At 66.6% G+C, this 23,411-nt stretch carries 28 protein-coding genes; 18 read left to right on the forward strand and 10 right to left on the reverse strand.

Going from position 1 to position 23,411, the window contains the following annotated elements; translation table 11 throughout:
* The first annotated feature begins 278 nt into the window (after positions 1 to 278).
* Both ACTFO6_RS14335 and ACTFO6_RS14340 read left to right on the forward strand, forming a co-directional pair.
* On the forward strand, positions 279 to 557 hold the full coding sequence (locus ACTFO6_RS14335) for a BrnT family toxin (protein WP_439935129.1): 279 nt from the start codon (positions 279 to 281) through the stop codon (positions 555 to 557).
* A complete protein-coding gene (locus ACTFO6_RS14340; protein ID WP_439935130.1) occupies positions 532 to 810 on the forward strand; it encodes a BrnA antitoxin family protein in 279 nt (92 codons plus the stop codon). Before ACTFO6_RS14335 ends, ACTFO6_RS14340 begins: the two co-directional genes overlap by 26 nt.
* Before the next feature lie 92 nt (positions 811 to 902).
* Here ACTFO6_RS14340 and ACTFO6_RS14345 read toward each other — a convergent pair whose 3' ends face one another.
* The 3 genes from ACTFO6_RS14345 to ACTFO6_RS14355 all read right to left on the reverse strand — a co-directional run bounded on the left by ACTFO6_RS14345 (position 903) and on the right by ACTFO6_RS14355 (position 2,984).
* Complete coding sequence (locus tag ACTFO6_RS14345) at positions 903 to 1,844, reverse strand: hypothetical protein (RefSeq protein WP_439935131.1); 942 nt, start codon at positions 1,842 to 1,844, stop codon at positions 903 to 905.
* Positions 1,845 to 1,854: 10 nt separating this feature from the next.
* Positions 1,855 to 2,298 (reverse strand): DUF6932 family protein, encoded by a 444-nt coding sequence (locus tag ACTFO6_RS14350; protein ID WP_439935132.1) that lies wholly within the window; start codon positions 2,296 to 2,298, stop codon positions 1,855 to 1,857.
* Between the two features lie 200 nt (positions 2,299 to 2,498).
* Positions 2,499 to 2,984: a hypothetical protein gene (locus tag ACTFO6_RS14355; protein ID WP_439935133.1), complete on the reverse strand. Its 486-nt coding sequence runs from the start codon at positions 2,982 to 2,984 to the stop codon at positions 2,499 to 2,501.
* 168 nt (positions 2,985 to 3,152) lie between these two features.
* Here ACTFO6_RS14355 and ACTFO6_RS14360 point away from each other — a divergent pair, with 168 nt between their 5' ends.
* The 4 genes from ACTFO6_RS14360 to ACTFO6_RS14375 are packed head-to-tail and all read left to right on the forward strand — an operon-like array spanning position 3,153 to position 4,501.
* Positions 3,153 to 3,596 carry a hypothetical protein gene (locus ACTFO6_RS14360; RefSeq protein WP_439935134.1) on the forward strand — a complete coding sequence of 148 codons (444 nt, stop codon included), beginning with the start codon at positions 3,153 to 3,155 and terminating at the stop codon, positions 3,594 to 3,596.
* Positions 3,597 to 3,616: 20 nt separating this feature from the next.
* Positions 3,617 to 4,000, forward strand: a complete 384-nt coding sequence (locus tag ACTFO6_RS14365) for a DUF6631 family protein (RefSeq protein WP_439935135.1) — start codon at positions 3,617 to 3,619, stop codon at positions 3,998 to 4,000.
* Positions 4,001 to 4,005: 5 nt separating this feature from the next.
* The gene (locus tag ACTFO6_RS14370; RefSeq protein WP_439935136.1) at positions 4,006 to 4,155 is read left to right on the forward strand and encodes a hypothetical protein; all 150 of its coding nucleotides are present in this window, start codon (positions 4,006 to 4,008) and stop codon (positions 4,153 to 4,155) included.
* A complete protein-coding gene (locus tag ACTFO6_RS14375; RefSeq protein WP_439935137.1) occupies positions 4,145 to 4,501 on the forward strand; it encodes a DUF2513 domain-containing protein in 357 nt (118 codons plus the stop codon). Before ACTFO6_RS14370 ends, ACTFO6_RS14375 begins: the two co-directional genes overlap by 11 nt.
* A gap of 140 nt (positions 4,502 to 4,641) precedes the next feature.
* Here ACTFO6_RS14375 and ACTFO6_RS14380 read toward each other — a convergent pair whose 3' ends face one another.
* Positions 4,642 to 4,839: a hypothetical protein gene (locus ACTFO6_RS14380; RefSeq protein WP_439935138.1), complete on the reverse strand. Its 198-nt coding sequence runs from the start codon at positions 4,837 to 4,839 to the stop codon at positions 4,642 to 4,644.
* Here ACTFO6_RS14380 and ACTFO6_RS14385 point away from each other — a divergent pair.
* Positions 4,838 to 7,741 (forward strand): tape measure protein, encoded by a 2,904-nt coding sequence (locus tag ACTFO6_RS14385; protein WP_439935139.1) that lies wholly within the window; start codon positions 4,838 to 4,840, stop codon positions 7,739 to 7,741. The two genes, ACTFO6_RS14380 and ACTFO6_RS14385, sit on opposite strands and share 2 nt — an antisense overlap.
* Complete coding sequence (locus tag ACTFO6_RS14390) at positions 7,738 to 8,523, forward strand: DUF2460 domain-containing protein (RefSeq protein ID WP_439935140.1); 786 nt, start codon at positions 7,738 to 7,740, stop codon at positions 8,521 to 8,523. The genes ACTFO6_RS14385 and ACTFO6_RS14390 overlap by 4 nt, the downstream gene beginning before the upstream one ends.
* A 3-nt stretch (positions 8,524 to 8,526) precedes the next feature.
* Here ACTFO6_RS14390 and ACTFO6_RS14395 read toward each other — a convergent pair whose 3' ends face one another.
* The 6 genes from ACTFO6_RS14395 to ACTFO6_RS14420 form a co-directional block, all read right to left on the reverse strand.
* The gene (locus tag ACTFO6_RS14395) at positions 8,527 to 9,858 is read right to left on the reverse strand and encodes a sulfate adenylyltransferase subunit 1 (RefSeq protein WP_439935141.1); all 1,332 of its coding nucleotides are present in this window, start codon (positions 9,856 to 9,858) and stop codon (positions 8,527 to 8,529) included.
* Between the two features lie 11 nt (positions 9,859 to 9,869).
* On the reverse strand, positions 9,870 to 10,811 hold the full coding sequence (gene cysD, locus ACTFO6_RS14400) for a sulfate adenylyltransferase subunit CysD (RefSeq protein WP_439935142.1): 942 nt from the start codon (positions 10,809 to 10,811) through the stop codon (positions 9,870 to 9,872).
* On the reverse strand, positions 10,808 to 11,563 hold the full coding sequence (locus ACTFO6_RS14405) for a phosphoadenylyl-sulfate reductase (RefSeq protein ID WP_439935143.1): 756 nt from the start codon (positions 11,561 to 11,563) through the stop codon (positions 10,808 to 10,810). The genes cysD and ACTFO6_RS14405 overlap by 4 nt, the downstream gene beginning before the upstream one ends.
* Before the next feature lie 15 nt (positions 11,564 to 11,578).
* Positions 11,579 to 12,355: a sulfite exporter TauE/SafE family protein gene (locus ACTFO6_RS14410; protein ID WP_439935144.1), complete on the reverse strand. Its 777-nt coding sequence runs from the start codon at positions 12,353 to 12,355 to the stop codon at positions 11,579 to 11,581.
* Between the two features lie 171 nt (positions 12,356 to 12,526).
* A complete protein-coding gene (locus ACTFO6_RS14415) occupies positions 12,527 to 12,982 on the reverse strand; it encodes a hypothetical protein (RefSeq protein WP_439935145.1) in 456 nt (151 codons plus the stop codon).
* Between the two features lie 57 nt (positions 12,983 to 13,039).
* A complete protein-coding gene (locus tag ACTFO6_RS14420) occupies positions 13,040 to 15,121 on the reverse strand; it encodes an NAD(+) synthase (RefSeq protein WP_439935146.1) in 2,082 nt (693 codons plus the stop codon).
* 458 nt (positions 15,122 to 15,579) lie between these two features.
* Between ACTFO6_RS14420 and ACTFO6_RS14425 the strand changes: the two genes are divergently transcribed.
* From ACTFO6_RS14425 to ehuA, 10 genes are all read left to right on the forward strand, one after another.
* On the forward strand, positions 15,580 to 16,092 hold the full coding sequence (locus ACTFO6_RS14425) for a hypothetical protein (RefSeq protein WP_439935147.1): 513 nt from the start codon (positions 15,580 to 15,582) through the stop codon (positions 16,090 to 16,092).
* Between the two features lie 369 nt (positions 16,093 to 16,461).
* Positions 16,462 to 16,965 (forward strand): MarR family winged helix-turn-helix transcriptional regulator, encoded by a 504-nt coding sequence (locus ACTFO6_RS14430; RefSeq protein ID WP_439935246.1) that lies wholly within the window; start codon positions 16,462 to 16,464, stop codon positions 16,963 to 16,965.
* Positions 16,966 to 17,115: 150 nt separating this feature from the next.
* Complete coding sequence (ectA, locus tag ACTFO6_RS14435) at positions 17,116 to 17,598, forward strand: diaminobutyrate acetyltransferase (protein ID WP_439935247.1); 483 nt, start codon at positions 17,116 to 17,118, stop codon at positions 17,596 to 17,598.
* Positions 17,595 to 18,908, forward strand: coding sequence for a diaminobutyrate--2-oxoglutarate transaminase (gene ectB, locus ACTFO6_RS14440; RefSeq protein ID WP_439935148.1), 1,314 nt, complete (start codon positions 17,595 to 17,597; stop codon positions 18,906 to 18,908). Before ectA ends, ectB begins: the two co-directional genes overlap by 4 nt.
* Positions 18,905 to 19,303, forward strand: coding sequence for an ectoine synthase (locus tag ACTFO6_RS14445; protein WP_439935149.1), 399 nt, complete (start codon positions 18,905 to 18,907; stop codon positions 19,301 to 19,303). Before ectB ends, ACTFO6_RS14445 begins: the two co-directional genes overlap by 4 nt.
* Positions 19,304 to 19,391: 88 nt before the next feature.
* On the forward strand, positions 19,392 to 20,324 hold the full coding sequence (thpD, locus tag ACTFO6_RS14450; RefSeq protein WP_439935150.1) for an ectoine hydroxylase: 933 nt from the start codon (positions 19,392 to 19,394) through the stop codon (positions 20,322 to 20,324).
* Between the two features lie 38 nt (positions 20,325 to 20,362).
* Positions 20,363 to 21,241 carry an ectoine/hydroxyectoine ABC transporter substrate-binding protein EhuB gene (gene ehuB / locus ACTFO6_RS14455; RefSeq protein ID WP_439935151.1) on the forward strand — a complete coding sequence of 293 codons (879 nt, stop codon included), beginning with the start codon at positions 20,363 to 20,365 and terminating at the stop codon, positions 21,239 to 21,241.
* Positions 21,242 to 21,269: 28 nt separating this feature from the next.
* Positions 21,270 to 21,932, forward strand: coding sequence for an ectoine/hydroxyectoine ABC transporter permease subunit EhuC (gene ehuC, locus ACTFO6_RS14460; protein ID WP_439935152.1), 663 nt, complete (start codon positions 21,270 to 21,272; stop codon positions 21,930 to 21,932).
* Positions 21,929 to 22,597 carry an ectoine/hydroxyectoine ABC transporter permease subunit EhuD gene (ehuD, locus tag ACTFO6_RS14465; RefSeq protein WP_439935153.1) on the forward strand — a complete coding sequence of 223 codons (669 nt, stop codon included), beginning with the start codon at positions 21,929 to 21,931 and terminating at the stop codon, positions 22,595 to 22,597. The genes ehuC and ehuD overlap by 4 nt, the downstream gene beginning before the upstream one ends.
* Positions 22,594 to 23,370, forward strand: a complete 777-nt coding sequence (gene ehuA, locus ACTFO6_RS14470; RefSeq protein WP_439935154.1) for an ectoine/hydroxyectoine ABC transporter ATP-binding protein EhuA — start codon at positions 22,594 to 22,596, stop codon at positions 23,368 to 23,370. The genes ehuD and ehuA overlap by 4 nt, the downstream gene beginning before the upstream one ends.
* Positions 23,371 to 23,411 lie beyond the last annotated feature (41 nt).

Here is a 23,411-nt window from a genome sequence, read left to right on the forward strand (position 1 = left end):
TGCTCCCGAATTCGCTCCCATCGTTCGTCGCTCAAACGCAGCATGAACCCAATTCTAGAAACTCATACGCGCGCAGATAACAATTTTGAGATAGGTTCTAGATTCATCACGCTTCCCATTTTTCTGGCGCCGAAGCCGCCGGCGCTCAGGCTTTTGCCGGCAATAACGAAACGCTAACTAAATGTCAATAGCGTATCGTTAATTAAGCCCAACTATCCGCCCACTACGTACATACAAAAAGCTTGGCGCGGAAATGAAGTGTATGTACAATTTGCTCCGTGGAAATTACCTTCGACCCTGCCAAGAACGCCCGCAACATCCGGGAGCGGGGGCTTTCCTTCGAGCGGGTGGCGGAGGTGGATTTCAACACGGCCCTGATTTACCCGGACACCCGCAGGGACTACGGCGAGACGCGCTACCTCACGCTATGCTATTTGGACAAGCGGTTGCACGTCCTTTGCTTCACCGAGACCGAGACTGGGATTCGGGTCATCAGTTTTCGCAAGGCGAACGCAAGAGAGGCAAGACGATATGGCAAGGCGCAAACCCTTGATTGATGCCAAAGGCGAAGTGCGCGAATTGACCCTAGAGGACCTGAAGAAATTCAAACCGGCTCAAGAAGCGCTGCCGCCCTCGCTGAGAAAGAAGCTCGGGGTGCGCGGGCCGCAGAAGGCGCCCACCAAGGAGCGCATCACGATACGGCTCTCCCGGGACGTGGTGGAGCGCTTCCGCGCGACCGGCGAGGGCTGGCAGACGAGGATCGACGCGGCGTTGCGGGACTACCTCAAGACGCATCCGCGCTTGAGATAGGGCGGAGACGCATGGGAGGTGGAGATCGTGGCGGGCAAGCCTTTGCGCAAGGCGGCGTGAGGGGGCGGCCCCGGTGGCTCCGGCGATCTGTGTTACAACAGGTTTTGCGTTGCGATCGGCTCGATGCGTTCAACGAAAAGCAGTCGCGGCCTGCCGTGCCGGTCATGAGCAGCGCGCCCGCTGACATGCGCCTGCTCGCCAATGAGCGTCTTGGCTTGCTGGGCGGTCAGTTCAGTTAGCACGCAGCGCAGCGCGCCTTCCGTAGTCCGCAGCACGATCCGGGTTTTATCCAGATCGGCCGCGCGCACTTCGCCCTGCAGGGTCACTTCGCGCAGATCGCGCCCGTAGGGTTTCGCCAGCGCCTCACGCAGCACGACGCGCTCGCGGTTGCTTAAGGCGGCAGATCCATGCGTCCCCGATGCGACCTCCAGGGTATGAATGCCGGCGCGCCCTGTCGGGGCGAGGCGCAGGAGGCTTTCCAGCAGCACATCGCGCTCGGCGGGATCGGGCATGGCTTCCTCAATGCCTGGGCGCAGACCCTCGTCGTCAATGAAACGCGCCGCCTCCGGTAGCAGGCCGATGCGCTGCGCGAGCTGCGCCACGAGTTCGGTATCTTCCGGCAGCAGATCGCCCGCGGGCGGCTCGATGCGGAAGCCCATCCATAGGCTGCCCGGCGCCATTCCGGCCAGTCGCAGATCCAGGCGCTTGATGAGACGTTTGCTATCGGCGCCTTGAAGCTCGATCCATGCGGCCGACAGCGCTCTCATCACTCTCTCCGAGGTGGAGGCGAGCCAATTGAGCGCGGAAAGCCTGGGTCCATCACTGGCTGCTCCCGGCCCTTCCGCATGCAGCACGAGATGCGCGCGGTCCAGGAGGCGTGCAAGCGGCAGGCCGCGCTCGTACAGTTCATCGAGGAGCTGCGCCTGGGCCGGGAGCGGCGGCAACCGGTCCTCGTGCGCCATGGCGGCGCCCCAGGCCATGATCTGCTCTAGAATCAGCTCGATCTTGGTTTTGGTCTGCTCTTCCCAGGTCATAGCGCGATCCTCACGATTCCGCGCCGGTCGGATGCGGCCAAGTGCTTGATGGCGCCGGTTTTTTCTCCGACGTATTGAAAAAACTCGAGAAATCGCTGCCGTAGCCGACAAACGTGATGTAGAAGTCTACCCGATATTGCGCTGTCAGGCGCGAATGGGCATGCATGCTTCCGACTCGGTGCAAATCGCCTTGCAATGAGGGAGCGCGCTCAAGTGGCACCCGCAGCGTGCAGTCGGTGTCTTCTGGGCAGGGCTTGTCGGAAAGCAGCGAGCCAGCAATGTCCAGGTACAGACCGGACGCCCAAGGGAGGAGTTCAGTTTCGATGAACTGGCGCAGCAGCCGCAGTAGGTTGTTGCGGCAGTCTTTTCCGCCGAAGCGGCGGATCAGCTCATCGAGGCTGGCCTCATGAATACCAGGGAGCAGAAGGCCGCGGGGATCGAAATCCGGGATCATGGATCTGCCAGGTCTTCAGCACGCGTGAGCGCCGACACGTTGGCCAGGTTTTGGCTTTCCGCACCGCGCAGGAGCTCGACCAGCATGCTGCGGAGCATGTGCTGTTGCGTCGGGGTGAGGAGACGAAACAAATGGACGAATTCGCATTCCCGCGGCGTCGCTTACAGCAAGACCGGCAGTTCGCGGCGCTCCACGGGGCATTAGCGCTTCTTGCGCCGCAAATCCCATGCACGAGCGTGCGGGGCGATGCTGATGCTCTTAGCCGCCGCGAGGAGCATGCGGCGCGCGTCCTCCGGCGCCGCCCGATAGGCGCGTACGATCCATGCTTCTTCCGCCCGCGCGAGCTCGACCTCCTCTCCTGCCTGCCTGGCGGCCCGGTAGGCCGCCAGGAGCTGCTGCTCGTCGGCGGGGAGAGGTGGCAGAGATTTACGGGCAGGGCCGATCAGAGCGGCTGAATGGTCGTGGTCCATCCAGCCGACCTCTTTCCCGGCTGCAGCCTCGAATTCGCGAGCTTGTCGAGAGCCGATCGCTTTCGGTTTTCCCGTCTTTGAATCCCGTGCTTGGTTAAGCAGCTGGCTAATTTGAGCTGGCTGCTTTCCTACCATGGCAGCGAATCGCGCAATGCTGCCGGCTGCCGCGACCAGAGTACGCAGGTTTTCCAGTCGGATTTCTTCGATGACTTTCACTAGATCAATTAGATAGCAGAATGCTAATGTTGTGAATTCGTGCGGCACTATTGACACAGCAATAACGATTCGCTAATTTCGCCGCATGACTCTCGACGAATACCTGCGTAATAACAGCGCACGCGCATTGGCTGGGGCCATCGGAGTGCCGGCGCCATTGGTAAGTCAGTGGCGCCTGGCGACTACGTGCGGCTTGCCAAGCAGAAGGTCTCTTCGGTGGTGATCAAGGATTCCGCCGCCACGCCGGCGACTCTGGTGCAGGACACCGACTATGAGATCGCGAGCGCCGACCACGGCACGATCAAGATCCTGAACGTGGGCACTTACGTTCAGCCCTTCAAGGCGGACTACACCTACGCGCAGGTCACCCACGTCAACCTGTTCACCCAGGCCCAGCCTCAGGTGTGGCTGCGCTTCGAGGGCCTGAATAGCGCGGATGCCAACAAGCCCGTGCTGGTGGAGCTCTACAAGTGCGCGCCGAATCCACTCAACGAACTCTCGCTCATCGGCGAGGAGATCGCCCGGATGCAGCTCGAGGGATCCGCCCTCTATGACGAGACCAAGGTGGGCGATTCACTCCTCGGTCAGTTCGGCCGCGTGGTGCTGATCTGACGTGGCGGGCGGACAGGGACATGCGGATCACGATTGCTGACAGGACCCTCGATCTCCAGCCCGTCAAGGTGCGCGACCTGCCGGCGTTCCTCGCGGCCGTCGAGCCGATCGCGCGCGAGCTGGCCGGGGGAGACATCCTGGGCGCGCTCATGCGCCAGGCCGACCGCGTGATCGAGGCGACCGCCATCGGCGCAGGCGTCGAGCGCGCGTGGTTGGAAGCGCGCGAGGCTGACGAGCTCGTCGAGCTGGCGGCGGCGGTAATAGAGGCGAATGCGGATTTTTTCGTGCGGCGGGTGATGCCCGCCCTCGAGACGGCCACCAGCCGCATCGCCGCCGCGATCGGCTCTGGTGGCACGCATGGGTCGCCCGGCTCGTCCGGGCCGGCTTCGGCTACCGGGACGTGATGGACATGCCCTGGACGCTCGCGCGGGACTTTTCCGAGGCCGCGGCCCGGCTCGACCGTGAGGCGCAGCTTGCGCAGGCCATCGCGGCCCGAGCCGCTCAGGCGGAGGAGAAGGGCTGGAAGGCATGGGTGAGGGAGTTGACCCGTGAAACGTGATTGGGAACTGATCCGCATGATCCTCTTGCGCATCGAGACCGCACCGGATCTTTCCGGCCGGTACTTTGCCGACCGGTTTCCAGAGTGGCCGGCGGACGCGGTGAATTACCACCTGTGGCTGCTTATCCAGTCCGGGTTGATTGCCGGCCAGTGCAACGCCGATGCGCCGCGCCCAGGGTTCGTTTGTTACGGCGTGGCGCTTACCTGGGCGGGACAGGAGTTCCTCGCCGCTGTCAGAGACGATATGGCATGGCACCGGATCAAGGCGCGTCTAGCCGAGCGGGTTGTGGATTTGTCGCTCGATGCGGTGCTTGCCTGCGCGCGGAGAATCGTGGCGGACGGGTGATTGCGGTCAGCCGAGATGCGCGATGGTGTCGCGGCGGCGGCGAAGGCGAGCCAGGTCACGAGACTGATCCCTAGCATCGTGCCGGCCCAGACGCGCGGTGCAAGCGGAAGAAAAGGACTGAAAGCGGTGGGTGAAGGAGGTCAGCGACCAATGATGGCGGCGATGATGCCCAGCAGAGCGCCTTTCGCGGCGCCTGGCAGCGTCAGCCAGACCGCAAGCCAGCCAATGGCGGCTGCCGTCATCGCCCACACGGCCCACGTCTGCCCGCCAACGAACGCGAAGATGGCCATCAGCCAGAACAAGCTGCCGAACACCTGAAGTAGGTTTTTACGATCCATGGCCAACAACCTGTCGATCTCGCTCAAGCTCAGTCTACAGGATGACGGCGTGCAGGCCAAGGTCGCCCGCGCGGCTGCCTCCATCGTCGGCCTGCGCCGCGAGGTGGACAAGCTCGCCGATTCCGGCCGTACTGTCAGGCAAAGGCTTGGCGAAGGGATGGATTCGATCTCCCGACAGTTGGCCAGCATGCAGCGCCTGGCGCAGAGCGCGTTCCTGATCTTCCAGGGCGCAGGGCTCGTGGGCGGCATCGCCCGCACGGCCGCCGAGTTCGAGTCGCTGGAGGCGGCCATGCGCGTCGTCTTCGGCTCGGCAGAGGCCGCCTCCAGCGAAATGGATCGACTGCGAGCCGAATCCGAGCGCCTGGGCGTACCGCTGGAGACGCTGGCGCGCTCCTGGCTCGCCTTCGCCGCCGCCGCGCGCGGCACGGCGCTGGAGGGCGCCCAAGCGCGCGAAGTGTTCACGGCGCTGGCCGAAGCCTCAGCCGTGCTTGGGCTTTCGCAGGATCAGCTGCAGGGCGCGCTGCTCGCTGTGCAGCAGATGATCAGCAAAGGCACGGTCTCGAGCGAGGAGCTGCGCCAGCAACTGGGCGAACGGCTCTATGGCGCGATGCAAATCGCGGCGCGCTCGCTGGGAATCACCACGCAGGCGTTTTCTGACCTGCTCGAGCGCGGCATGATTCCTGCCGACCGTTTCCTGCCGGCCTTCGCGCGGCAACTGCGGCAGGAATTCGGCCAGGGCGTGGCGGATGCCAGCAACACGGCCCGCGCGGCCTTCGCCCGGCTGGAGAACGCGCTACTTGAGCTCAAGCTGGAATTCGCCCGCTCCGGCTTCATGGAGGCGCTGGTCGATGCCGCCAAGCAGTTGACCGCAGCCTTCCAGAATCAGGGCTTTCGACAGTCGGTGCGCGAGTTCGGCGCGCTCATCGGGAATCTCACGCGCTTCGTGGTCGAGCACGGCGACAAGCTCGTCGTGCTCGGCGGCGTGCTGGCCGGCGCGCGCACGGGCGCCATGGCGGGACGCCTGTTCGGGCCGAAGGGCGCGGCGATCGGCGCGGGCATCGGTGCGGTGGCAGGGGGCTTGGGCGCCGCCTCACTCCTGCCGGAAGACACTGCCTCCGGCGAGGACGAAAAGCGAGTCATGGATGTGGAGGCCGCCGTCGCCCGGCTCAAGCGCCGCATCGAGGAGACGCGACAAGCCGCCGCGGCCGGGCTCATCACCGCGTCTGAGGCCCAGGCCAGGATCGCCGCCGACGAGCAAAGGATCGCGCGACTGACCGCCAAGCCGGAGTCTGAAACGGCGGCGCCAGGGGCGCCGTCCGATTTTGGCCGCGAGCTGATGCGTAGACAATGGGATGACTACCTCAAGCAGTTCCGCGACAAATCCCAACAACTTAAGGATGCGCTGACGGAGCTGCGCGAGAAGGCCAAGGCCGCGGGCATCAGCGAAATGAGTCAGGAATTCAAGCGCGCCGAGGCGGCAATCCGCGCGAAGTTCGCAGAAGATACGGCCGCGGCGAGACTTGCTGCTGCCAAGGACGCCGCCGAGGCCGAGCTTACCCTCCTCAAAAGTGGCCTTGCGCGCGCCCAGGCCGCTTATGAGGCTGCGCTCGAGGATCGGCTGATTTCGATCCGGGACTTCTACGCCGCCAAGACGGCGATCGAAACCAGTGAGATCGACGCCGAGATCGCCAGGACGCGGCAGATGCTGGCCGAGCAGCAACGGCTGGCGTCCTCTGGCAAGACGGAGGCAGATCGCATTCGCGCCAGGGGCGAGGTGGCCAAGCTCGAAGCGGAACTCATCACGCTCAACGACCGCCGCGCCGACATCGAGCAGGCGAACGCCCGCAAGGCGGCCCAGGCCGAGCGCGACTTGGCTGATGCGCTGGCGCAAGCGCGGGAGGAGCTGGCGAACATCACAGGCCAAGCAACGGATGCAGACCGCCGCGCTGCGATCGAGCGGCAATACAGGGATCTTCGCGCCCGTCTCGCCGCAGAGGGCGACACACAGGGCGTCTCGCTCATCGACCGGCTGATTGACGTCAAGGCCGCGCAGGCCAACCTCCAGGCGCTGGAGCAGTCCTGGCGGCTGGCGCTGGAGACCATGCGCAACGCCGAGCAGTCGATCAATATCCAGCAGAGCCAAGGCCTGATCACCACGGCGGACGCGCAGTCGCGGATCGCCGAGGCGCACCGGCAGGCCGCCGCTGCGCTCGATGAGTTGCTGCCGAAGATGGAGGCTGCCGCGCAGGCGCTTGGACCAGAGGCCGTGGCGCGGGTGCAGGCGTGGAAGAACGAGCTGGCCTCCGTCAAGCAGGTGGTCGACCCCATCGCCGAGAGCCTCAACACCAGCGTGAAGCAGGCCTTCGAGGACATGTTCGTGTCCATCGGGCAAGGCGCCAAGTCGGCCAAGCAGGCCTTCCTCGACTTTGGCCGCTCGATCCTCGCCACCATCAACCGCATTATCGCCCAGAAGTTCGCCGAGCAGCTCTTTGCAGGCTTCGGAGGAAAAGGCGGTGGTATCGGCGGCTTCATCGCCGACTTCTTTAAGGGCTTCAAGTTCTTCGCGGCCGGAGGCTACGTCTCCGGCCCGGGCACCTCCACCTCGGATTCGATCCCCGCACGGCTGTCCGCCGGCGAGTACGTGGTGCGGGCCGCCGCCGTGCGGCAGCTGGGTGTAGCGTTTCTGGACGCCATTAACGGCCTGCGCGTGCCCCCGCCCGTCGTCTCCGGGCGGCTGGCGTTTGCCTCGGGCGGTCTGGTGCCGTCGGTCGGCGCCGGCGAGCCTCCCGTGGTGGTGCAAATGACGATCCAGACCCCGGACGCTTCGAGCTTTAGGCGTTCCCAAGGCCAGATTGCAGCAGAGATGCGGCTCGCCCTGGAGCGGGCCCGCCGCAACCTATGAGCTTCGTCGAGATCCGCTTGAACGACGGCCTCATCGTCTACGACACGGTGGGCGGCCCGGAATACTCCACAGACGTGATCGAAGTGCAGTCGGGCTTCGAGAAGCGCAATGTTAATTGGGCCGCCTCCCGCGGCCGTTGGGAGCTGGGGGAGCGGCGCGTGCGCCGCGCAGAGCTGGAGGCCCTGATCGCCTTCTTCCGCGCAGTCAAGGGCCGGGCCTGTGGCTTCCGCTTCAAGGACTGGGCGGACTATTCGGTCTCTACCGCCAACGGCCGGCTCGGCACCGCCCAGGAGACCGAATCCCCCGAGGAGCGGGCCCGGGCGGCCTGGCAGTTGGGCTATCTCCTCCACCTCTACGGCGAGTACGAGCGTGCCATCGAGCGCTACCGCGAGTCCATTTCTATCCATCCCACAGCCGAGGCCCATACCTTTCTCGGCTGGTCGTTGAGCCGTCTTGGCAAGCTCGAGGAGGCCATCGCCCAGTGCGAGATCGCGATCCGGCTCGATCCGGACTTCGGCAACCCGTACAACGACATCGGGGTTTATCTCATCGACCTCGGGCGGCTGGAGGAGGCGGTTCCCTGGCTGGGAAAGGCCACCAAGGCCAAGCGCTATTGCTGCTACCAGTTTCCCCATTTCAACCTGGGGCGGGTATGGCTCGCCCAGGGGCGGATCGAGGAAGCCAGGCACGCGTTCGAGCGGGCGCTCGAGTACGATCCCGATTACATGCCCGCCCGGCGGGCGCTCGAGGTTCTGGAACGCAGCGGCTTGCGGGGTTTGTAGCCTCTACGCCGCCCAGTCGTGGGCGCCAAGCGTCGGCGCGGAGTCCAGCACCATGCCGGCCGCCACCGTGCGGGCGCTCCATTCGTCGATCAGGATGAAGCTCCCGGTGCCCCGGCGGCGCGTGTACGGGTCGAAGGCGAGGGGCTCCTGGAAAAGGAGCGTCACCCGGGCGATGTCGTTGGCTTGCAGCGCCTCACCGACGGGCCCGTCGGCCAGGGTGTCCATGTCCAGCCGGGATTCCACTTCCAGCACCCGGGCCTTCACGGTGCGGGTGCCCAGCTTCAACGCGTAGGGGGCACCCTCCCGCAGGGGCTCGCGATCGAACCAGCACAGGGTGGCCTGGGCGACGGTGTTGACCGTGGGGGGTGAGGCGGGACTGGCGATCAGGCTGCCCCGGGAGACGTCCAGCTCCCGGTCCAGCACCAGGGTGACCGCGTCGCCGGCTTGGGCCCGCTCCACCGGGCCGTCGAGGCCCAGCACGGTGCGCACCTGGGCCGAGCGCGCGCCGGGGTAAATCCAGACCTCCATGCCGGGCGCTACCGCCCCCGACTCCACGCGCCCCATGAGCCGCCGGCCTTGGCCCGGTTGCAGCGGGCGGCCTACCAGTTGCACGAAAAAGCGAAAAGGCTGCGGTCCTAGGTCGCGGGCGGGGTCCAGGCGCTCCAGCGCATCGAGCACGGTGGGGCCCTCGTACCAGGGCATGGCGCCTCGGCGCGCCGCCACGTGCTCGCCGGCGGTCGCCGAGACGGGGACGCTGACGGTGTCAACCAACCCGAGCTTCCCGGCGAGGGCCGCCACTTCCCGGGCCCGCTCGACGAACGCCCGGCGGCTGAAGGCCGCCAGGTCCATCTTGTTGACGGCCACGATGAAATGGCGCACCCCCAGCAGCCGCGCCAAGGCGAAGTGCCGGGCGGTCTGGCGCGTGACTCCCTTGGTCGCGTCCACCAGGATCACCGCCGCGTCCGCCCGGCTCGCGGCGGTGGCCATGTTGCGGGTGTACTCCTCGTGCCCGGGGGCGTCAGCGATGATGTACTTGCGTTCGCCGTGGCTGAAGTAGCGGTAGGCGACGTCGATGGTGATGCCCTGCTCCCGCTCGGCCTCCAGCCCGTCGGTGAGCAGCGACAGATCGATGGTCGCCTCCCCCCGGCGCCGGGAGGCGCGCACCAGGGCCGCCATCTGGTCGCTGTAGATGGCGCCGGTCTCGAGGAGGAGCCGCCCGATCAGAGTGCTCTTGCCGTCGTCCACGTCCCCCGCGGTCATGAAGCGCAGCAGGCCGCGCTCGGGGTTGAGGGTGATGTCCCGCTTGAGCGGGATGATCTCTGCCGGTGTGGTCATGGCATGGCTCCTCAGAAATAGCCTTCCCGTTTGCGCCGCTCCATGGAAGCTTCCGCCGTGTAGTCGTCGAGCCTCGTTGCGCCCCGCTCCGTGACCGCCGCCCGCCGGGTTTCCTCGATCACCTCCTCCACGGTCGTGGCGGAGGATTCCACCGGGCAGGTGCAGCTCATGTCCCCCACGGTCCTGAAGCGCACCGAGAGTTCTTCCACGGCTTCCCCGTCCCGGGGCGGCCGCAGGGGCGTCACGGGGACGAGCAGCCCGCGATGGCGGACGACCGGGCGCCGGTGAGCGAAATAGAGGGACGGCAGGTTGAGGCCCTCCCGGGCGATGTACTGCCACACGTCCAGCTCGGTCCAGTCGCTCAAGGGGAACACCCGCAGGTGCTCTCCTTCGAGCACCCGCGAGTTATAGAGAGTCCAAAGCTCCGGCCGCTGGCCCTTTGGGTCCCACTGGCCGAAGCGGTCCCGAAAGGAGAACACCCGTTCCTTGGCCCGGGCTCTCTCTTCGTCCCGGCGGGCGCCACCGATCAAGGCGTCGAAGCCGAATTCCCGCACCGCCTCCAGCAGGGTGACCGTCTGGGCGGCGTTTCGCGACTCGTCCTCGGCCCGTAGGCGCACCGTGCCGCGGCGGATGGAATCCTCCACCGAGCGCACAATGAGCCGCACTCCCGTTTCCCGAACGAGCCGGTCGCGGAATTCCAGCACTTCGGGAAAGTTGTGCCCGGTGTCGATGTGCAGCAGGGGAAAAGGCAGGCTGCCGGGGTAGAAGGCCTTCTGGGCCAGCCGGAACAACACCACCGAATCCTTGCCGCCGGAGAAGAGCAGAGCGGGATTGGCGCACTCCGCGGCGACTTCCCGCAGGACGAAGACCGCTTCCGCCTCGAGCCAGTCGAGGGGGTCCAGCGTCTTTGTCGGGGCGCCGGCGAAGGCATGCTGGTGAAAGGCATCGTTCATGGTTGCACCTGTCTCGATCGAACAAGCTTTCCGTCGGGCCCCACGTGCAGGCCGCATTCCCGGGTGGCGGGCTCCTCCCACCACCAGCGGCCCGCCCGCGGGTCCTCCCCCGGAGCCACCGGCCGGGTGCAGGGCGCGCAGCCGATGCTGCGGAAGCCCCGGTCGTGGAGAGGGTTGTAGGGGACGTCGAAGGCCCGGAGGTAGTTCCACACCTCCTCCTCGCTCCAGTCGGCGAGGGGGTTGAATTTGACGAGCCCGTGCTGGACGTCGAACTCCCGTTCTGCGATATCCGCCCGGGTAATGGACTGCTCCCGGCGCAGCCCCGTGATCCAGGCCCGCTTGCCCGCCAGGGCGAGCTTCAAAGGTGCGAGCTTGCGGATTTCGCAGCAGCGTTTGCGTATCGCGATGCTGCGATAGATGCCGTCGTCGCCGTGGGCCTCGTGGAACGCCAGGACGGCCCGGGGATCGGGCTCGAAGGTGCGCATGCGATAGCCGTAGCGGCTCTCGACCGCTTCCATTAGCGACAGCGTCTCCGGATGGAGCTTTCCCGTGTCGAGGGTGAAGATCTCGATGCAGGCACCTAGGCGCAGGATGGCGTCGGTCAGCACCATATCCTCGGCGCCCAGGCTGGAGGCGAGGGCTGCGGGGCTGAAATCCCGGGCGATGTGGCGCACCGTGTCCTCCAGCCGGGCGAGCTTCTGCGCCCGGGGCCCGGGGCCTGGGAAACGGTGGGAAAGGCTGGACTTGCCCATGGGTTTTTCCTTTTCTTACCAAGCGAGTTTGCCGGCGACCGCCAACAGCGCCGTGCCCATGATCCGGCGCAGCACCGGCTCCGGGAGCGCGCCGCAGAGCCGCGTTCCCACCCAGACGCCGGGGATCGACCCGAGGAGCAGGCCAGCGAGCAGCCCCCACTGCACCGTGCCCAGGGCCGCATGGCCGAGGCCGGCCACCAGGGTGAGGGGCACGGCGTGGGCGATGTCGGTCGCCACGATGCGCCGGGCGGCCCACTCGGGGTACACCATGGAGAGAAAGGCCACCCCCAGGGCGCCGGCGCCCACCGACGAGACGGTAACCAGCACCCCCATGGCCGCCCCCATAGCGATGGTCGCGCGAGCCTCACCCCCGAGCCGCTCCACGAGCCGGGCGCGGGCAGCCAAGGCCTGGGCCCGCCGCCCGAAGAGGAGTGCCAGGCCGGTGAGGATGAGGGCCCCGGCCAGGACGGCACGCACCGCCCTATCCAGTCCCTCGGGGCTGCCGACTTGCCCCAGCCAGGCCAGCGCCAGGAGGCTGGCAGGCAGGCTTCCGAGGGCGAGCAACCCCACGGTGCGCCAGTCCACCACCCGCTCCCGGTGATTCCACCGAGTGGCGCCCACCTTGGTAAGGGCGGCGTAGAGTAGGTCGGTCCCCACCGCGGCGGCGGGCGCCACCCCCAGCACCAGAATGAGCAGCGGCGTCATGAGGGCGCCGCCGCCGATGCCGGTCAAGCCCACCAGCACGCCCACCAGGAATCCCGCCAGGGAAGTCGAGGGATCGAAACCGTCCATGGGAAGAGGTCAGAAATTTTTATGCACACATTAATGGCTCTTATCCTATTCCTGGGACATATATTCTCAAAGAAATTTAAAGCCAGATATTTATTCCTAAAATTTATTTAAAACGGGATCCATGGGGTGGCCCTGGAAGGCAAATCCGGGAAGGATGCTCAGGGGCTTTTTTCAGGGGTTGGCGAGCCGCCGCCGGGCCGAAGCCGGGCGGGGACGGCGGCGCTCCCGGGTCCGCGCCCTGGCGGAAGGCGGCGCGAGCTGGGAGACCCGCTTCAGGATGCGCAGGCTCGCCCGAGTGGCGGTGACCGCCAGCGCCTGGTCCCGGTCGAATTCGATCACCAGGTGCACGCGGCCCGAGGCGGCGAATCCCAGAGGCAGCTCACGGGTCAGGAAAATGCTGCGGCAGCGGATTTCCCATTTCGAAAGCCGCCGCGGCAGCCGGCGCGGCGCCTGTTCCACCGTGGCGCCCCACAGGCGGAGCTCGGCCTCCACCATAGGGGTGACTTCGCCAGCGCTGCGCCCTCGCAGGTGCAGGGGCACCCGGGGGAAGCAAACGGCCACGTGGGTCGGCCGCTGGGTGAGGGTGCCCACCAGGGCACCGTCCAATTCGACGAAGGAGTCCTTCAACCGGTCAGCCTGGGCGGGGAGGTTGCCGGTCCATTCTTGAATCGGGAGGCAGGCCGGTCAAGGCCCGTTCCGGGGCGGGCTTTCTCGGTCAGGGATGGCGGCGAGGCGGGCGAGCCAGGCGCGGGCGTTCCCGTCGCTCGGGGCGCGCCAGTCGCCTCGGGGGGAAAGGGAGCCGCCGGAACCCACCTTGGGGGCGTTGGGCAGGGCGCTGCGCTTGTACTGGCTCAGGCGGAAAAAGCGGTCCAGGAACACCCCGAGCCAGCGTTTGATCTCGGCGATGGTGTACTGGTGGCGTTTCGCCTCGGGAATGTCGGGCCAGGTGCCGGTTGCCTTGGTGTGCCAGGCGCACCAGGCCAGGTAGGCCACCTTCTCCGGGCAATAGCCGAAGCGCAGCACATAGTAGAGGAAGAAATCCACTAGCTCGTAGGGTCCGATGATCTCCTCGGTGCGCTGCCCGGGCTGGTCGCCGTCGGCGCCCGGCACCAGCTCCGGGCTGATCTCGGTCTCCAGCACCTCTAAGAGGACCTGGCTCGCCTCGGTACCGAAGCGGCCGGTGGCCGCGACCCAGCGGATCAGGTATTGGATCAGGGTCTTGGGCACGCTCGCGTTCACGTGGTAGTGGGCCATGTGGTCGCCCACCCCGTAGGTGCACCAGCCCAGGGCTAGCTCCGAGAGGTCGCTGGTGCCCACCACCATGGCCCCGTGCAGGTTGGCGAGGCGGAACAGATGGCTCGTGCGTTCGCCCGCCTGCACGTTCTCGAAGGTAACGTCGAAGACGGGCCTGTCCTCGCGGTGGGGATGGCCGATCGCCCGCAGCAGGGCTTCCGCGGCGGGGCGGATGTCCAGCTCCCGGGCGCTCGTCCCCAGGGCCGCCATCAGCCGCTGGGCCTGGCGGCGGGTGCGGGGGGAGGTGGCGAACCCGGGCAGGCTGTAGGCGAGGATGTGGGTGCGGGGAAGGTTCAGCACGTCCATGGCCCGGGCGCACACCAGCAGGGCCTGGGTGGAGTCGAGCCCGCCGGAGACGCCGATCACCACCTTGTCGATACCGGTAGCCTTGAGGCGCGTCACCAGCCCCTGCACCTGGATCTCGTAGACCTCCCGGCAGCGCTCGTCCCGTCGCGAGAGATCGGCGGGCACGTAGGGGAAGCGCTCTAGGGGGCGCTTCAAGGGCAGGAATCCCTGGGCGAGGGTTTCCAGCCGGAAGGGCACGGTGCGGAAAGCGGCCACCGCGTCCCGGTGGATCCGGGCCGAGTCGGCGAAGGTGCCCTGGCGCAGGCGGTCCTGGACGAGCCGCTCCAGGTCGATGTCAGCGGCGACGAGCTGGGACCGGTAGGCGAAGCGCTCCGACTCGGCGAGCCGGGAGCCGTTTTCATAGATGAGGGCGTGGGCGTCCCAGGCGAGGTCGGTGGTGGACTCTCCCGGCCCGCAGGCCGAGTAGAGATAGGCCGCCAGGCAGCGGCCCGATTGGTTGGCCACGAGCTGACGGCGGTAGTCGTCCTTGCCCAGGGTCACGTTGGAGGCGGAAAGGTTCACGAGCACCGTGGCTCCGGCGAGCGCCCCATAGGACGAGGGGGGCACCGGCACCCACAGGTCCTCGCAGATCTCCGTGTGTACCACGAAGCGCGGCTGGTCCTCAGCCTGGAACAGCAGCCGGGCCCCGAAAGGGACCTCCTGGCCGCAGAGGGCGATCCTATCCCGGGCAGTACAATCGCCCGGGGTGAACTGGCGCCGTTCGTAGAATTCCCGGTAATTGGGCAGGTAGGTCTTGGGCACTACCCCCAGCACCCGCCCCCGGTGGATCAGGGCGGCACAGTTATAGAGCCGCCCGTCGATCTCCAGGGGCAGCCCTACCGCGGCCAACAGGGGAAGCTCCGCCGTCTCCTTGAGCACCCGGGCCAGGGCCTCGCGGCAGCCCGTGAGCAGAGCCTGCTGGTGGAACAGGTCTTCGCAGGAATAAGCGGACAGCCCCAGCTCGGGAAAGACCACAAGCGCCACCCGCTCCTCCGCTGCCCGGCCCATGAGGGCGACGGTCTGGGCGGCGTTGAAGTCCGGGTCCGCCACCCGCACCTCGGGGACGGCCACGGCGACCCGCACGAAATGGTGGCGGTAGGGATTGAAGAAATCGCTCGGTTCGGTCATGGGTTGAAGGAAAGGGAGGCCCGGCTTAGCTTTGGCATTCTAATGCCTGGCCGCGGGACGCGGGGCTTCGGCCGCCGCTAAGCGGGTTTCCCCGGCGCCCTGGCGAACCCTTCAGCATGCCTTAAGGCGGACTCGTTCCTGAAACACCTAGGCCCCTCGCTCCACCTCACTCGGGATGAAACTGGGCGCTTGGGGTGCGGCTGCCATCAGGACATCGGACAAGCTCCGGCCTTCCTTTCCGCGCAAGCTAGCACTCACTTGGCAGGACGGAGGTTCGAAGAGATCGGGCTTAAGTTCAGCGCGCCGATTTGTTAGAAATCGTCAAGCGCTTGTCTCGAGCCTTTGCAAAGCCCGCAGCGCGACACGGAGAGAGAAGGTCGGGCGTCAGCCCCTTTTCCCTTCGCCCTTTCCACCTAGGGAAGCGGGCGGTTAGAATCGCCCCGCGCTTCCTCGACGCCATGCCTTTTGCCTTCTACGACCGTTTGAGCCCCCGCCGCAAGCGCGTCTACGACGCGAGCGACAGGATCGAGGCGGTGCCCGTGCCCGGCGTGGAGGACCTGCATCCCCTGGTGGACCTCATCGCCCAGGCCCTGGCCGCCGAGCATCCCGGCGCCACGGAGCTGGCCTGTCAGCGGTTGCTGGACGAGCTTGCCCGACGGCTGGGCGTGCCGCCGGTGCGCATCAAGGTGTACAAGACCCGGCCCCAGGTGGCGGGCGGCGAGCTCCATGGCCTGTACGAGCCCACCGGGGACGCAACGCCGCCCAAGATCTCGGTCTGGATGCGCACTGCCCAGCGGGGGCAGGTGGTGAAGTTCCGCACCTTCCTGCGCACGGTACTACACGAGCTGTGCCATCACCTGGACTACGAGCTCTACCGGCTGCCGGAAACCTTTCACACGGAGGGTTTCTACAAGCGGGAGTCCCACCTCCTCAAGCAACTCGCGGGCGGGCCGCCTCCCAAAGCGCCCTGAGACTCCCCAGGGGCGCGGGCCGCCTCTGCGGCGATTCTCGGGGTCTACCGCCACCCACCGAGCTCTTTCACGCCTCGCTACGGCGAGGCTTCGGCCGGGAAGACCACGCTGCCGAAGCGCGGAAACCCCCGGGCGACTCGCCGCTGCCTGATCTGTGTTTCACCATTCGAAAGCCCCTAGGGTTGACAGGCCGTGGAAATTGATTATGATTAACATCATTTCAGAAGAAATAATAATATTCAGGATGATTTCTGTCGAAATTTCATGGCGAGGCCGCTCATGGTAACCAGCGTCGACCCTAGGATCGAGCCGCTCCCCCTGGTCGAGGAGACGGCTACCGGCGCCCAACCTCCTCCCCGGCTCGAGGCGATCCCGGAGGTGGAGGATGGCCGGGCGAGTGTCCGATACGATTTGCGAGTCTTGCGCGCCATCCGGCGCATCATCCGCTGCGTGGACATGTACTCCAAGCAGTTGGAGTCCCAGAGCCACATCACCGCGCCGCAGCTCGTGTGCCTGCTGGCGGTGGTGAACGGCGGGCCGATGACCGCCACCGCGTTGGCCAAAGAAGTGCACCTTTCCCCGAGCACCGTGGTGGGCATCCTGGACCGGCTGGAGGAGAAGGGCCTGGTGACCCGCAGCCGCGGGGTGGAGGACCGGCGCATCGTTCGGGTCAGCGCGACCGAACGAGGGGCGGCCCTAGCCGCCCAGGCGCCTTCGCCGCTACAGGAGCGGCTAGCTCAAGGTCTCAACCGCCTGCCGGAACTGGAGCAGGCCGCCATCGCCCTGGCGCTGGAGCGCATCGTGCAGCTCATGGAGGCCCAGCACATCGATTCCGCGCCGATTCTCGAAACCGGGCCCCTCAGCCGACCCTGAGGGAACTGCGCTGAAGCGGGTGTCGGGTCCGCGGCACGGGGCTTTTCCCCTGGATCATCTCTATCGTATGGACGAGGAGGCAGGCTTATCGCGATCAGCACGGAATATTCCCAGGCCGACCAGCGGCCCATCCAACTGGCACCGCCGACGATCGAGCACGGCGACGAGATCCGCAGGCTCATCCGCGCCTGCCCGCCCCTCGACGTCAACTCCACTTACGCCTACCTGTTGCTGGCCCACCATTTCGCCGAGACCTGCATCTTGGCGCGGGAGGACGGGCGGGCGGTCGGGTTCGTATCCGCCTACGTCCCTCCGCGCCGGGAGGACACCCTGTTCGTCTGGCAGGTGGCGGTGCGTCCGGATGCGCGCGGCCGGGGCCTTGGCAAGCGCATGCTGCTCGCACTGCTGAAGCGAAAAGCCCTTTCTCGCATCACCCGGATCGAGACCACCGTTTCGCCCGGCAACGGGGCGTCGCGGGCCATGTTCGCCGCCCTCGCCCGGGCGCTCGATGCGCGGATCGAGGAACGCCCCCTGTTCACGCCGCAAATGTTCGGGACCGAGGATCACGAGGAAGAACGCTTGCTTGTGATCGGCCCGATCCAGAAACCAGCCGAGAAAGGAGAGATGGCATGAACCTGAGAATTTTCAATCGACTGGAATCGGAGGTGCGGGGCTACGTCCGTTCGTTCCCCGCGGTCTTCACCAAGGCGCAGGGCCCCATCCTGTGGGACGAGGACGGCAACCGCTACATCGATTTCTTCGCCGGGGCGGGAACGCTCAACTACGGCCATAACGAGCCGGGAATGAAGGCCCGGCTGCTGGACTACCTGGAGCACGACGGCGTCGTCCACGGCCTCGACATGGCCACGACCGCCAAGAAGGAGTTTCTGGAGACCTTCGAGCGCGTGATCTTGCAACCGCGGGGCATGCACTACAAGGTCCAGTTCCCTGGACCCACCGGCACCAACGCGGTCGAGGCGGCCCTCAAGCTCGCGCGCCAGGCGAAAGGCCGCACCGGCATCATCGCCTTCACCAACGCCTTTCACGGGGTCACCGGCGGGTCCCTCGCGGCGACCGGCAACGAGAAGTTCCGCTCCGCTGCGGGCCAGCCGCTGCCCAACGTGCAGTTCATGCCCTACGACGGTTACATCGACGGGGTCGATACCACGGAGCTGCTCGACCGCCTGCTGGCGGACAAATCGAGCGGCATCGATGTCCCCGCCGCGGTGATCGTCGAGACCGTGCAGGGCGAGGGTGGCGTGAACGCGGCCCGCTTCGAGTGGTTGCGGCGTCTGGAGCAGGTGTGCCGGCGCCACGACGTATTGCTGATCGTGGACGACATCCAGGTGGGTTGCGGGCGCACCGGTACCTTCTTCAGCTTCGAAGGCGTCGGCATCAGCCCAGATATCGTCACCCTGTCCAAGTCCCTCTCGGGCTTCGGGCTGCCCATGTCCCTGGTCCTGATGAAGCCCGAGCTGGACGTCTGGCGCCCGAGCGCCCACAACGGCACGTTCCGCGGCAACAACCTGGCATTCGTCACTGCCCGCGAGGCGCTGCTGCGCTACTGGAGCAGCGGCGATCTCACCCGGGAGGTGGAGCGCAAGGGCAAGATCATGCGCCTGTGGCTCGAGCACATCGCCGACGCTTATCCCGGCGGCCAGTTCGAAGCCCGAGGGCGCGGGATGATCCAGGGGCTGGCGTCGCAGGTCCCGGGGCTGCCCAACCGGATCACGGCGGCCGCGTTCAAGCGCGGCCTCGTGATGGAAACGTCGGGCGCAGAAGACGACGTGATCAAGCTGCTACCGCCCCTGACCATCGATACCGAGCTGCTGGCCGACGGGCTGTACCTCCTGGAGCAATGCGTCGCCGAGACGCTGGGCGTTCGCCTCGCCACCAGCTCCAACGTCCGCACCCTGAAGAAGGCGGCGGGGGGCGGCCGATGATCGTGCGCAGGGTATCCGACGTGCTCGGCACCGAGCGCGACGTGCACGCGCCCAACTGGGTGAGCCGCAGGCTGCTACTCAAGCGGGACGGCATGGGCTTTTCGCTGCACGAGACCATCATCCATGCCGGCACCGAGACGTCCATGTGGTACCGCCATCACCTGGAGGCGGTGTTCTGCGTCGAGGGCGAAGGCGAAGTGGAGACGCTGGCGGACGGCGCGATCCACTCCATCACGCCGGGAACCCTGTACGCCCTGGACCGGCACGACAAGCACGTCCTTCGCGCCCGCACCGACATGCGCCTGGTGTGCGTGTTCAATCCGCCCCTCACCGGCGCCGAAGTGCACGACGAAGAGGGCGTCTATCCGATCACCGAGGAGGCGGCCGCCGGCTAGGTGGCGAGCGCGCTGAGGCGTGCGTGAGGCCGTGGCACCGGCGCCCGGCTGGCCGCTTCCGCAACCGAGTATTGGAGGCAGCGGAAACATGATTACCGTGACCGACGTCTATAAATCGCGATCCGACAGCGAAGCCGCGATCATCCTGCGCCAAGATCCCGTGGTCTATGATGGCTGGAAGGAACAGGGCCCGACGGACCTGTCGCAACACCAGCTCGCCCGCTACGCCAAAAAGGGCTTCATTCTCCTGAAGCAGCTTTTCAGCCCGGAGGAGGTTGCGCGATTCCTGAGCGAGGTGGAGAGATTGGCCCACGATCCGAAGCTCGAGGGCCGCGACGAGGTGATCGCCGAGCCGGGCAGCGGCGAGGTGCGCTCGGTCTTCATGGTACATCGCCTGAGCCCCGTGCTCGACCAGCTCGCGCGCGATATCCGGCTGGTGAACATCGCCCGCCAGATCCTAGGCAGCCAGGTCTACATCCACCAGTCACGCGCCAACCGCAAGCCCGGCTTCAAGGGCAAAGAGTTCTACTGGCACAGCGACTTCGAGACCTGGCACGTGGAAGACGGCATGCCGCGCATGCGGGCGGTTTCCTGCTCGATCCTGCTCACCGACAACGACGAGCACAACGGCCCGCTGATGATCATCCCTGGCTCCCACATGCACTATATCCAGTGCGTGGGCGAGACGCCCGATGAGCACTACAAGCAGTCCCTCAGGAAGCAGGAGTACGGCGTGCCGGACGAGGCCAGCCTGCGCTTCCTGGTGGACCGGGGCGGGATCGAGTCGATGAAGGGGCCGGCCGGATCGGTGGTGTTTTTCGACTGCAACGCCATGCACGGGTCCAATAGCAACATCACCCCCGATCCCCGCAGCAACCTGTTCTTCGTCTACAACAGCGTGGAGAACGCGCTGGGCGCTCCGCTGCACGGTCTGACTCCCCGGCCCGAGTTCATCGCTACCCGCAGCGACTTCTCGCCCATTGAGCCGGTGGTTCCGCAGGCGGTAAAGAGAGGCGTATGACCGCATTCGCTGGACGGGCGCCTCATCGGGAGGAATGGATGACGCTCCGGTCGCTTCTGGCCGCCGCGGTTGCGGCGGTCCTGCTGCTGGCCGGCTGCTCGGATCCGTCCGCTTTGGGAGACGGATCGACCCTCGAACGGGCTCGGCGGGAAGAAAGCATCCGCATCGGTTTCGCGGACGAGGCGCCCTTTGCCTATCTCGACACCCAGCGCAATCGCGCGACCGGCGAGGCGCCGGAGGTGGCGCGGGTCATCCTGCGCCGCTTAGGGATAGAGAAGGTGGAGGGCGTGCTCACCCAGTTCGGATCCCTGATCCCGGGATTGCAGGCCGGGCGGTTCGACATCATCGCCACCGGGATGTACATCCTGCCGCGGCGGTGCGAACGCATCGCCTTCTCGAACCCGACCTACGCCATTGGCCAGGCGTTCATCGTCAAGCAGGGAAATCCCCTCGGACTGCACAGCTACGAGGACATGGCGCGCCACCCGGAGGCGAAGCTCGGCGTCGTTGCGGGCGCGGTGGAGCGAGGGTACGCCCGGGCATTGGGCATTCCCGACGAGCGCGTCGTCGTGTTCCCTAGCGCGGCCAACGCGCTGGCGGGCGTCGAGGCCGGGCGCGTGGACGCGTACGCGGCGACGGCCCTCACCGTGCGCGACCTGCTGGGAAAGGCCGAGGTCGGAAATACCTGGGTCGAGCGGGCCGATCCGTTCCGACAGCCGGTGATCGACGGCAAGCCGGCGATCGGCTACGGCGGGTTCGGATTTCGCAAAAGCGATCGGGACCTGGTCGAGGCGTTCAATCGCGAGCTCGAAACGTTCATCGGAACCCAGGAGCACCTGCAATTAGTTGCGCGTTTCGGCTTCACGCAAGCGGACCTGCCGGGCGAGGTCACGGCGGCAGAGCTGTGCCAAGGCTAGGTCAGGACCTGCACGCTGGCGAGTAACGATGGCGTCCGTGCTGGACCTGGTCCCGCCTCTGCTGGACGGGCTCGCGGTGACACTGCGCCTCACCGCGGGCGCAGCGCTGTTGTCTGTGCCCATCGCGCTCGCCGCCGGGCTGGCGCGCCTCTCGCCCTGGCGAGCCGTGCGCTGGCCGGCCACGGCATACGTGGAAGTGTTCCGCGGCACCTCCGCTCTGGTGCAGCTCTTCTGGTTCTATTTCGTGCTGCCCCTCTTCGGCTTGAATCTGCCCGCCATGGCGGTCGGAATCTTGGTCCTCGCCCTGAACACCGGCGCGTACGGCGCCGAGGTCGTTCGGGGCGCCATTCTCGCGGTGCCGCGAGGCCAGCGGGAGGCTGCGGCGGCGTTGAGCTTCACCCCCTGGCAGACGCTCGCGCGCGTGGTCCTGCCCCAGGCAATCCCGGCCATGCTGCCCCCGGCCGGCAACCTCCTGATCGAGCTCCTCAAGAACACGGCGCTGGTGTCCTTGATCACCATCACCGATCTCACGTTCCGGGCCCAGACGCTGCGCTCCGAGACGCTGCAGACCGAAATGATCTTCAGCCTGGTGCTGGCGATGTACTTCGGCGCCGCGCTGGTGATCACCGCGCTTCTGCGCGGGCTCGAGTTTCTCGCCTCACGGGGTCTGGAGCGGGGGGGCGTGCGGTGATCTTCGACTGGGCCTTCGCCCTGGAAATCGTGCCCCGGCTCGCCCGGGCGCTGGTGGTCACGGTCCAGGCGACCCTCGGGGGCATGCTGATCGCCCTTACCCTCGGGCTCCTTCTGGCGATCGCCCGCCGCGCGCGGCTGCCGGTGGTGCGGCTTCCTGTTGTCGGTTTCGTGGAGTTCGTGCGCAGCACGCCCCTGCTGGTTCAGATCTATTTCCTCTTCTACGTGCTGCCCGGCTTTGGCGTGCAGCTCTCGGCCTTCGCCACCGGGGTACTGGCCCTCGGCTTGCATTACGGCGCTTACTGTTCCGAAGTCTACCGGGCCGGGCTCGACGGGGTGCCCCGGGGCCAGTGGGAAGCGGCGGCGGCGCTGAACATGAGCCGAATGCAGACGTACATCCGGGTCGTGATCCCCCAGGCGATTCCGCCGGTGGTGCCGGCCTTGGGCAACTACCTCATCGCCATGTTCAAGGATACGCCCCTGCTCTCCGCCATCACTGTGCTAGAGCTGCTGCAAACCGCTAAGGTGATCGGCGCCGAGACGTTCCGCTATACGGAGCCGCTCACCCTGGTGGGCGTGCTGTTTCTGGCGGTCAGCCTTGTCGCGGCGGCGGGCGTTCGCGCCCTGGAACGACAGCTTGCCGCTGCCCTGGGGAGAACGGGATGAGGGTGGCGGTTCGCCTCGAGGGCGTGAGGAAGCGCTACGGCGAGTTGGAGGTGCTCCGGGGCGTGGACTTGGAGATGCCGACCGGCCAGACGGTGGCCGTCATCGGCCCCAGCGGTTCGGGCAAGTCCACGTTGCTGCGGCTGCTGATGGCCCTGGACCGGCCCGACGCTGGGCGCATCGAGATCATGGGCGAGCCGTTATGGACCACGGTGTGCAACAGCCGCGAGGTGCAGGCCGACGAGCGCCACGTGCGCCGCCTGCGGGGCAAGGTGGGCATGGTGTTCCAGCACTTCAATCTGTTTCCCCACATGACGGCGCTCGCCAACGTGATCGAGGCGCCGATGCGCGTGCGGCGTTTGAGTCGCGCCGAGGCCGAAGCCCTGGGAGTCGCGCAGCTCGAACGGGTGGGCCTCGCCGACAAGCGCAACGCCTATCCGGCAGAGCTTTCCGGCGGCCAGAAGCAGCGGGTCGCGATCGCCCGGGCGCTGGCGATGGAGCCCGAGATCATGCTGTTCGACGAGATCACCTCGGCCCTCGATCCCGAGCTGGTGGGCGGGATTCTGCGGCTCCTGGACGAGCTCGCCCGGGGAAGGCGCATGACCATGCTGATCGTCACCCATCACATGAAATTCGCCGAGCGCTCGTCCGACCGGGTGCTGTTCTTCGATCAGGGCCGCATCCTGGAAGACGGCTCGCCAGAGCGGATCTTCCGCGATCCCCAGGAGCCGCGCACCCGGCAGTTCCTGGATTCGATCCTTTCTTCGGAAGGCTAGAAGCATCCGATATGCGCGAGCCGCGGCAGCGCGAAAGGTCA

The organism is Pelomicrobium sp. G1 (genome assembly GCF_051905455.1).
Taxonomy (GTDB): domain Bacteria; phylum Pseudomonadota; class Gammaproteobacteria; order Burkholderiales; family UBA6910; genus Pelomicrobium.

Bases quoted from the DNA above. Each gene is read 5' to 3' on its own strand.
- ACTFO6_RS14340 (WP_439935130.1), top strand. From the start codon at position 532: ATGGCAAGGCGCAAACCCTTGATTGATGCCAAAGGCGAAGTGCGCGAA.
- ACTFO6_RS14345 (WP_439935131.1), bottom strand. From the start codon at position 1,844: ATGACCTGGGAAGAGCAGACCAAAACCAAGATCGAGCTGATTCTAGAG.
- ACTFO6_RS14350 (WP_439935132.1), bottom strand. From the start codon at position 2,298: ATGATCCCGGATTTCGATCCCCGCGGCCTTCTGCTCCCTGGTATTCAT.
- ACTFO6_RS14365 (WP_439935135.1), top strand. From the start codon at position 3,617: ATGCGGATCACGATTGCTGACAGGACCCTCGATCTCCAGCCCGTCAAG.
- ACTFO6_RS14370 (WP_439935136.1), top strand. From the start codon at position 4,006: ATGCCCTGGACGCTCGCGCGGGACTTTTCCGAGGCCGCGGCCCGGCTC.
- ACTFO6_RS14385 (WP_439935139.1), top strand. From the start codon at position 4,838: ATGGCCAACAACCTGTCGATCTCGCTCAAGCTCAGTCTACAGGATGAC.
- ACTFO6_RS14380 (WP_439935138.1), bottom strand. From the start codon at position 4,839: ATGGATCGTAAAAACCTACTTCAGGTGTTCGGCAGCTTGTTCTGGCTG.
- ACTFO6_RS14390 (WP_439935140.1), top strand. From the start codon at position 7,738: ATGAGCTTCGTCGAGATCCGCTTGAACGACGGCCTCATCGTCTACGAC.
- ACTFO6_RS14395 (WP_439935141.1), bottom strand. From the start codon at position 9,858: ATGACCACACCGGCAGAGATCATCCCGCTCAAGCGGGACATCACCCTC.
- cysD (WP_439935142.1), bottom strand. From the start codon at position 10,811: ATGAACGATGCCTTTCACCAGCATGCCTTCGCCGGCGCCCCGACAAAG.
- ACTFO6_RS14405 (WP_439935143.1), bottom strand. From the start codon at position 11,563: ATGGGCAAGTCCAGCCTTTCCCACCGTTTCCCAGGCCCCGGGCCCCGG.
- ACTFO6_RS14410 (WP_439935144.1), bottom strand. From the start codon at position 12,355: ATGGACGGTTTCGATCCCTCGACTTCCCTGGCGGGATTCCTGGTGGGC.
- ACTFO6_RS14420 (WP_439935146.1), bottom strand. From the start codon at position 15,121: ATGACCGAACCGAGCGATTTCTTCAATCCCTACCGCCACCATTTCGTG.
- ACTFO6_RS14425 (WP_439935147.1), top strand. From the start codon at position 15,580: ATGCCTTTTGCCTTCTACGACCGTTTGAGCCCCCGCCGCAAGCGCGTC.
- ectB (WP_439935148.1), top strand. From the start codon at position 17,595: ATGAACCTGAGAATTTTCAATCGACTGGAATCGGAGGTGCGGGGCTAC.
- ACTFO6_RS14445 (WP_439935149.1), top strand. From the start codon at position 18,905: ATGATCGTGCGCAGGGTATCCGACGTGCTCGGCACCGAGCGCGACGTG.
- thpD (WP_439935150.1), top strand. From the start codon at position 19,392: ATGATTACCGTGACCGACGTCTATAAATCGCGATCCGACAGCGAAGCC.
- ehuB (WP_439935151.1), top strand. From the start codon at position 20,363: ATGACGCTCCGGTCGCTTCTGGCCGCCGCGGTTGCGGCGGTCCTGCTG.
- ehuC (WP_439935152.1), top strand. From the start codon at position 21,270: ATGGCGTCCGTGCTGGACCTGGTCCCGCCTCTGCTGGACGGGCTCGCG.
- ehuA (WP_439935154.1), top strand. From the start codon at position 22,594: ATGAGGGTGGCGGTTCGCCTCGAGGGCGTGAGGAAGCGCTACGGCGAG.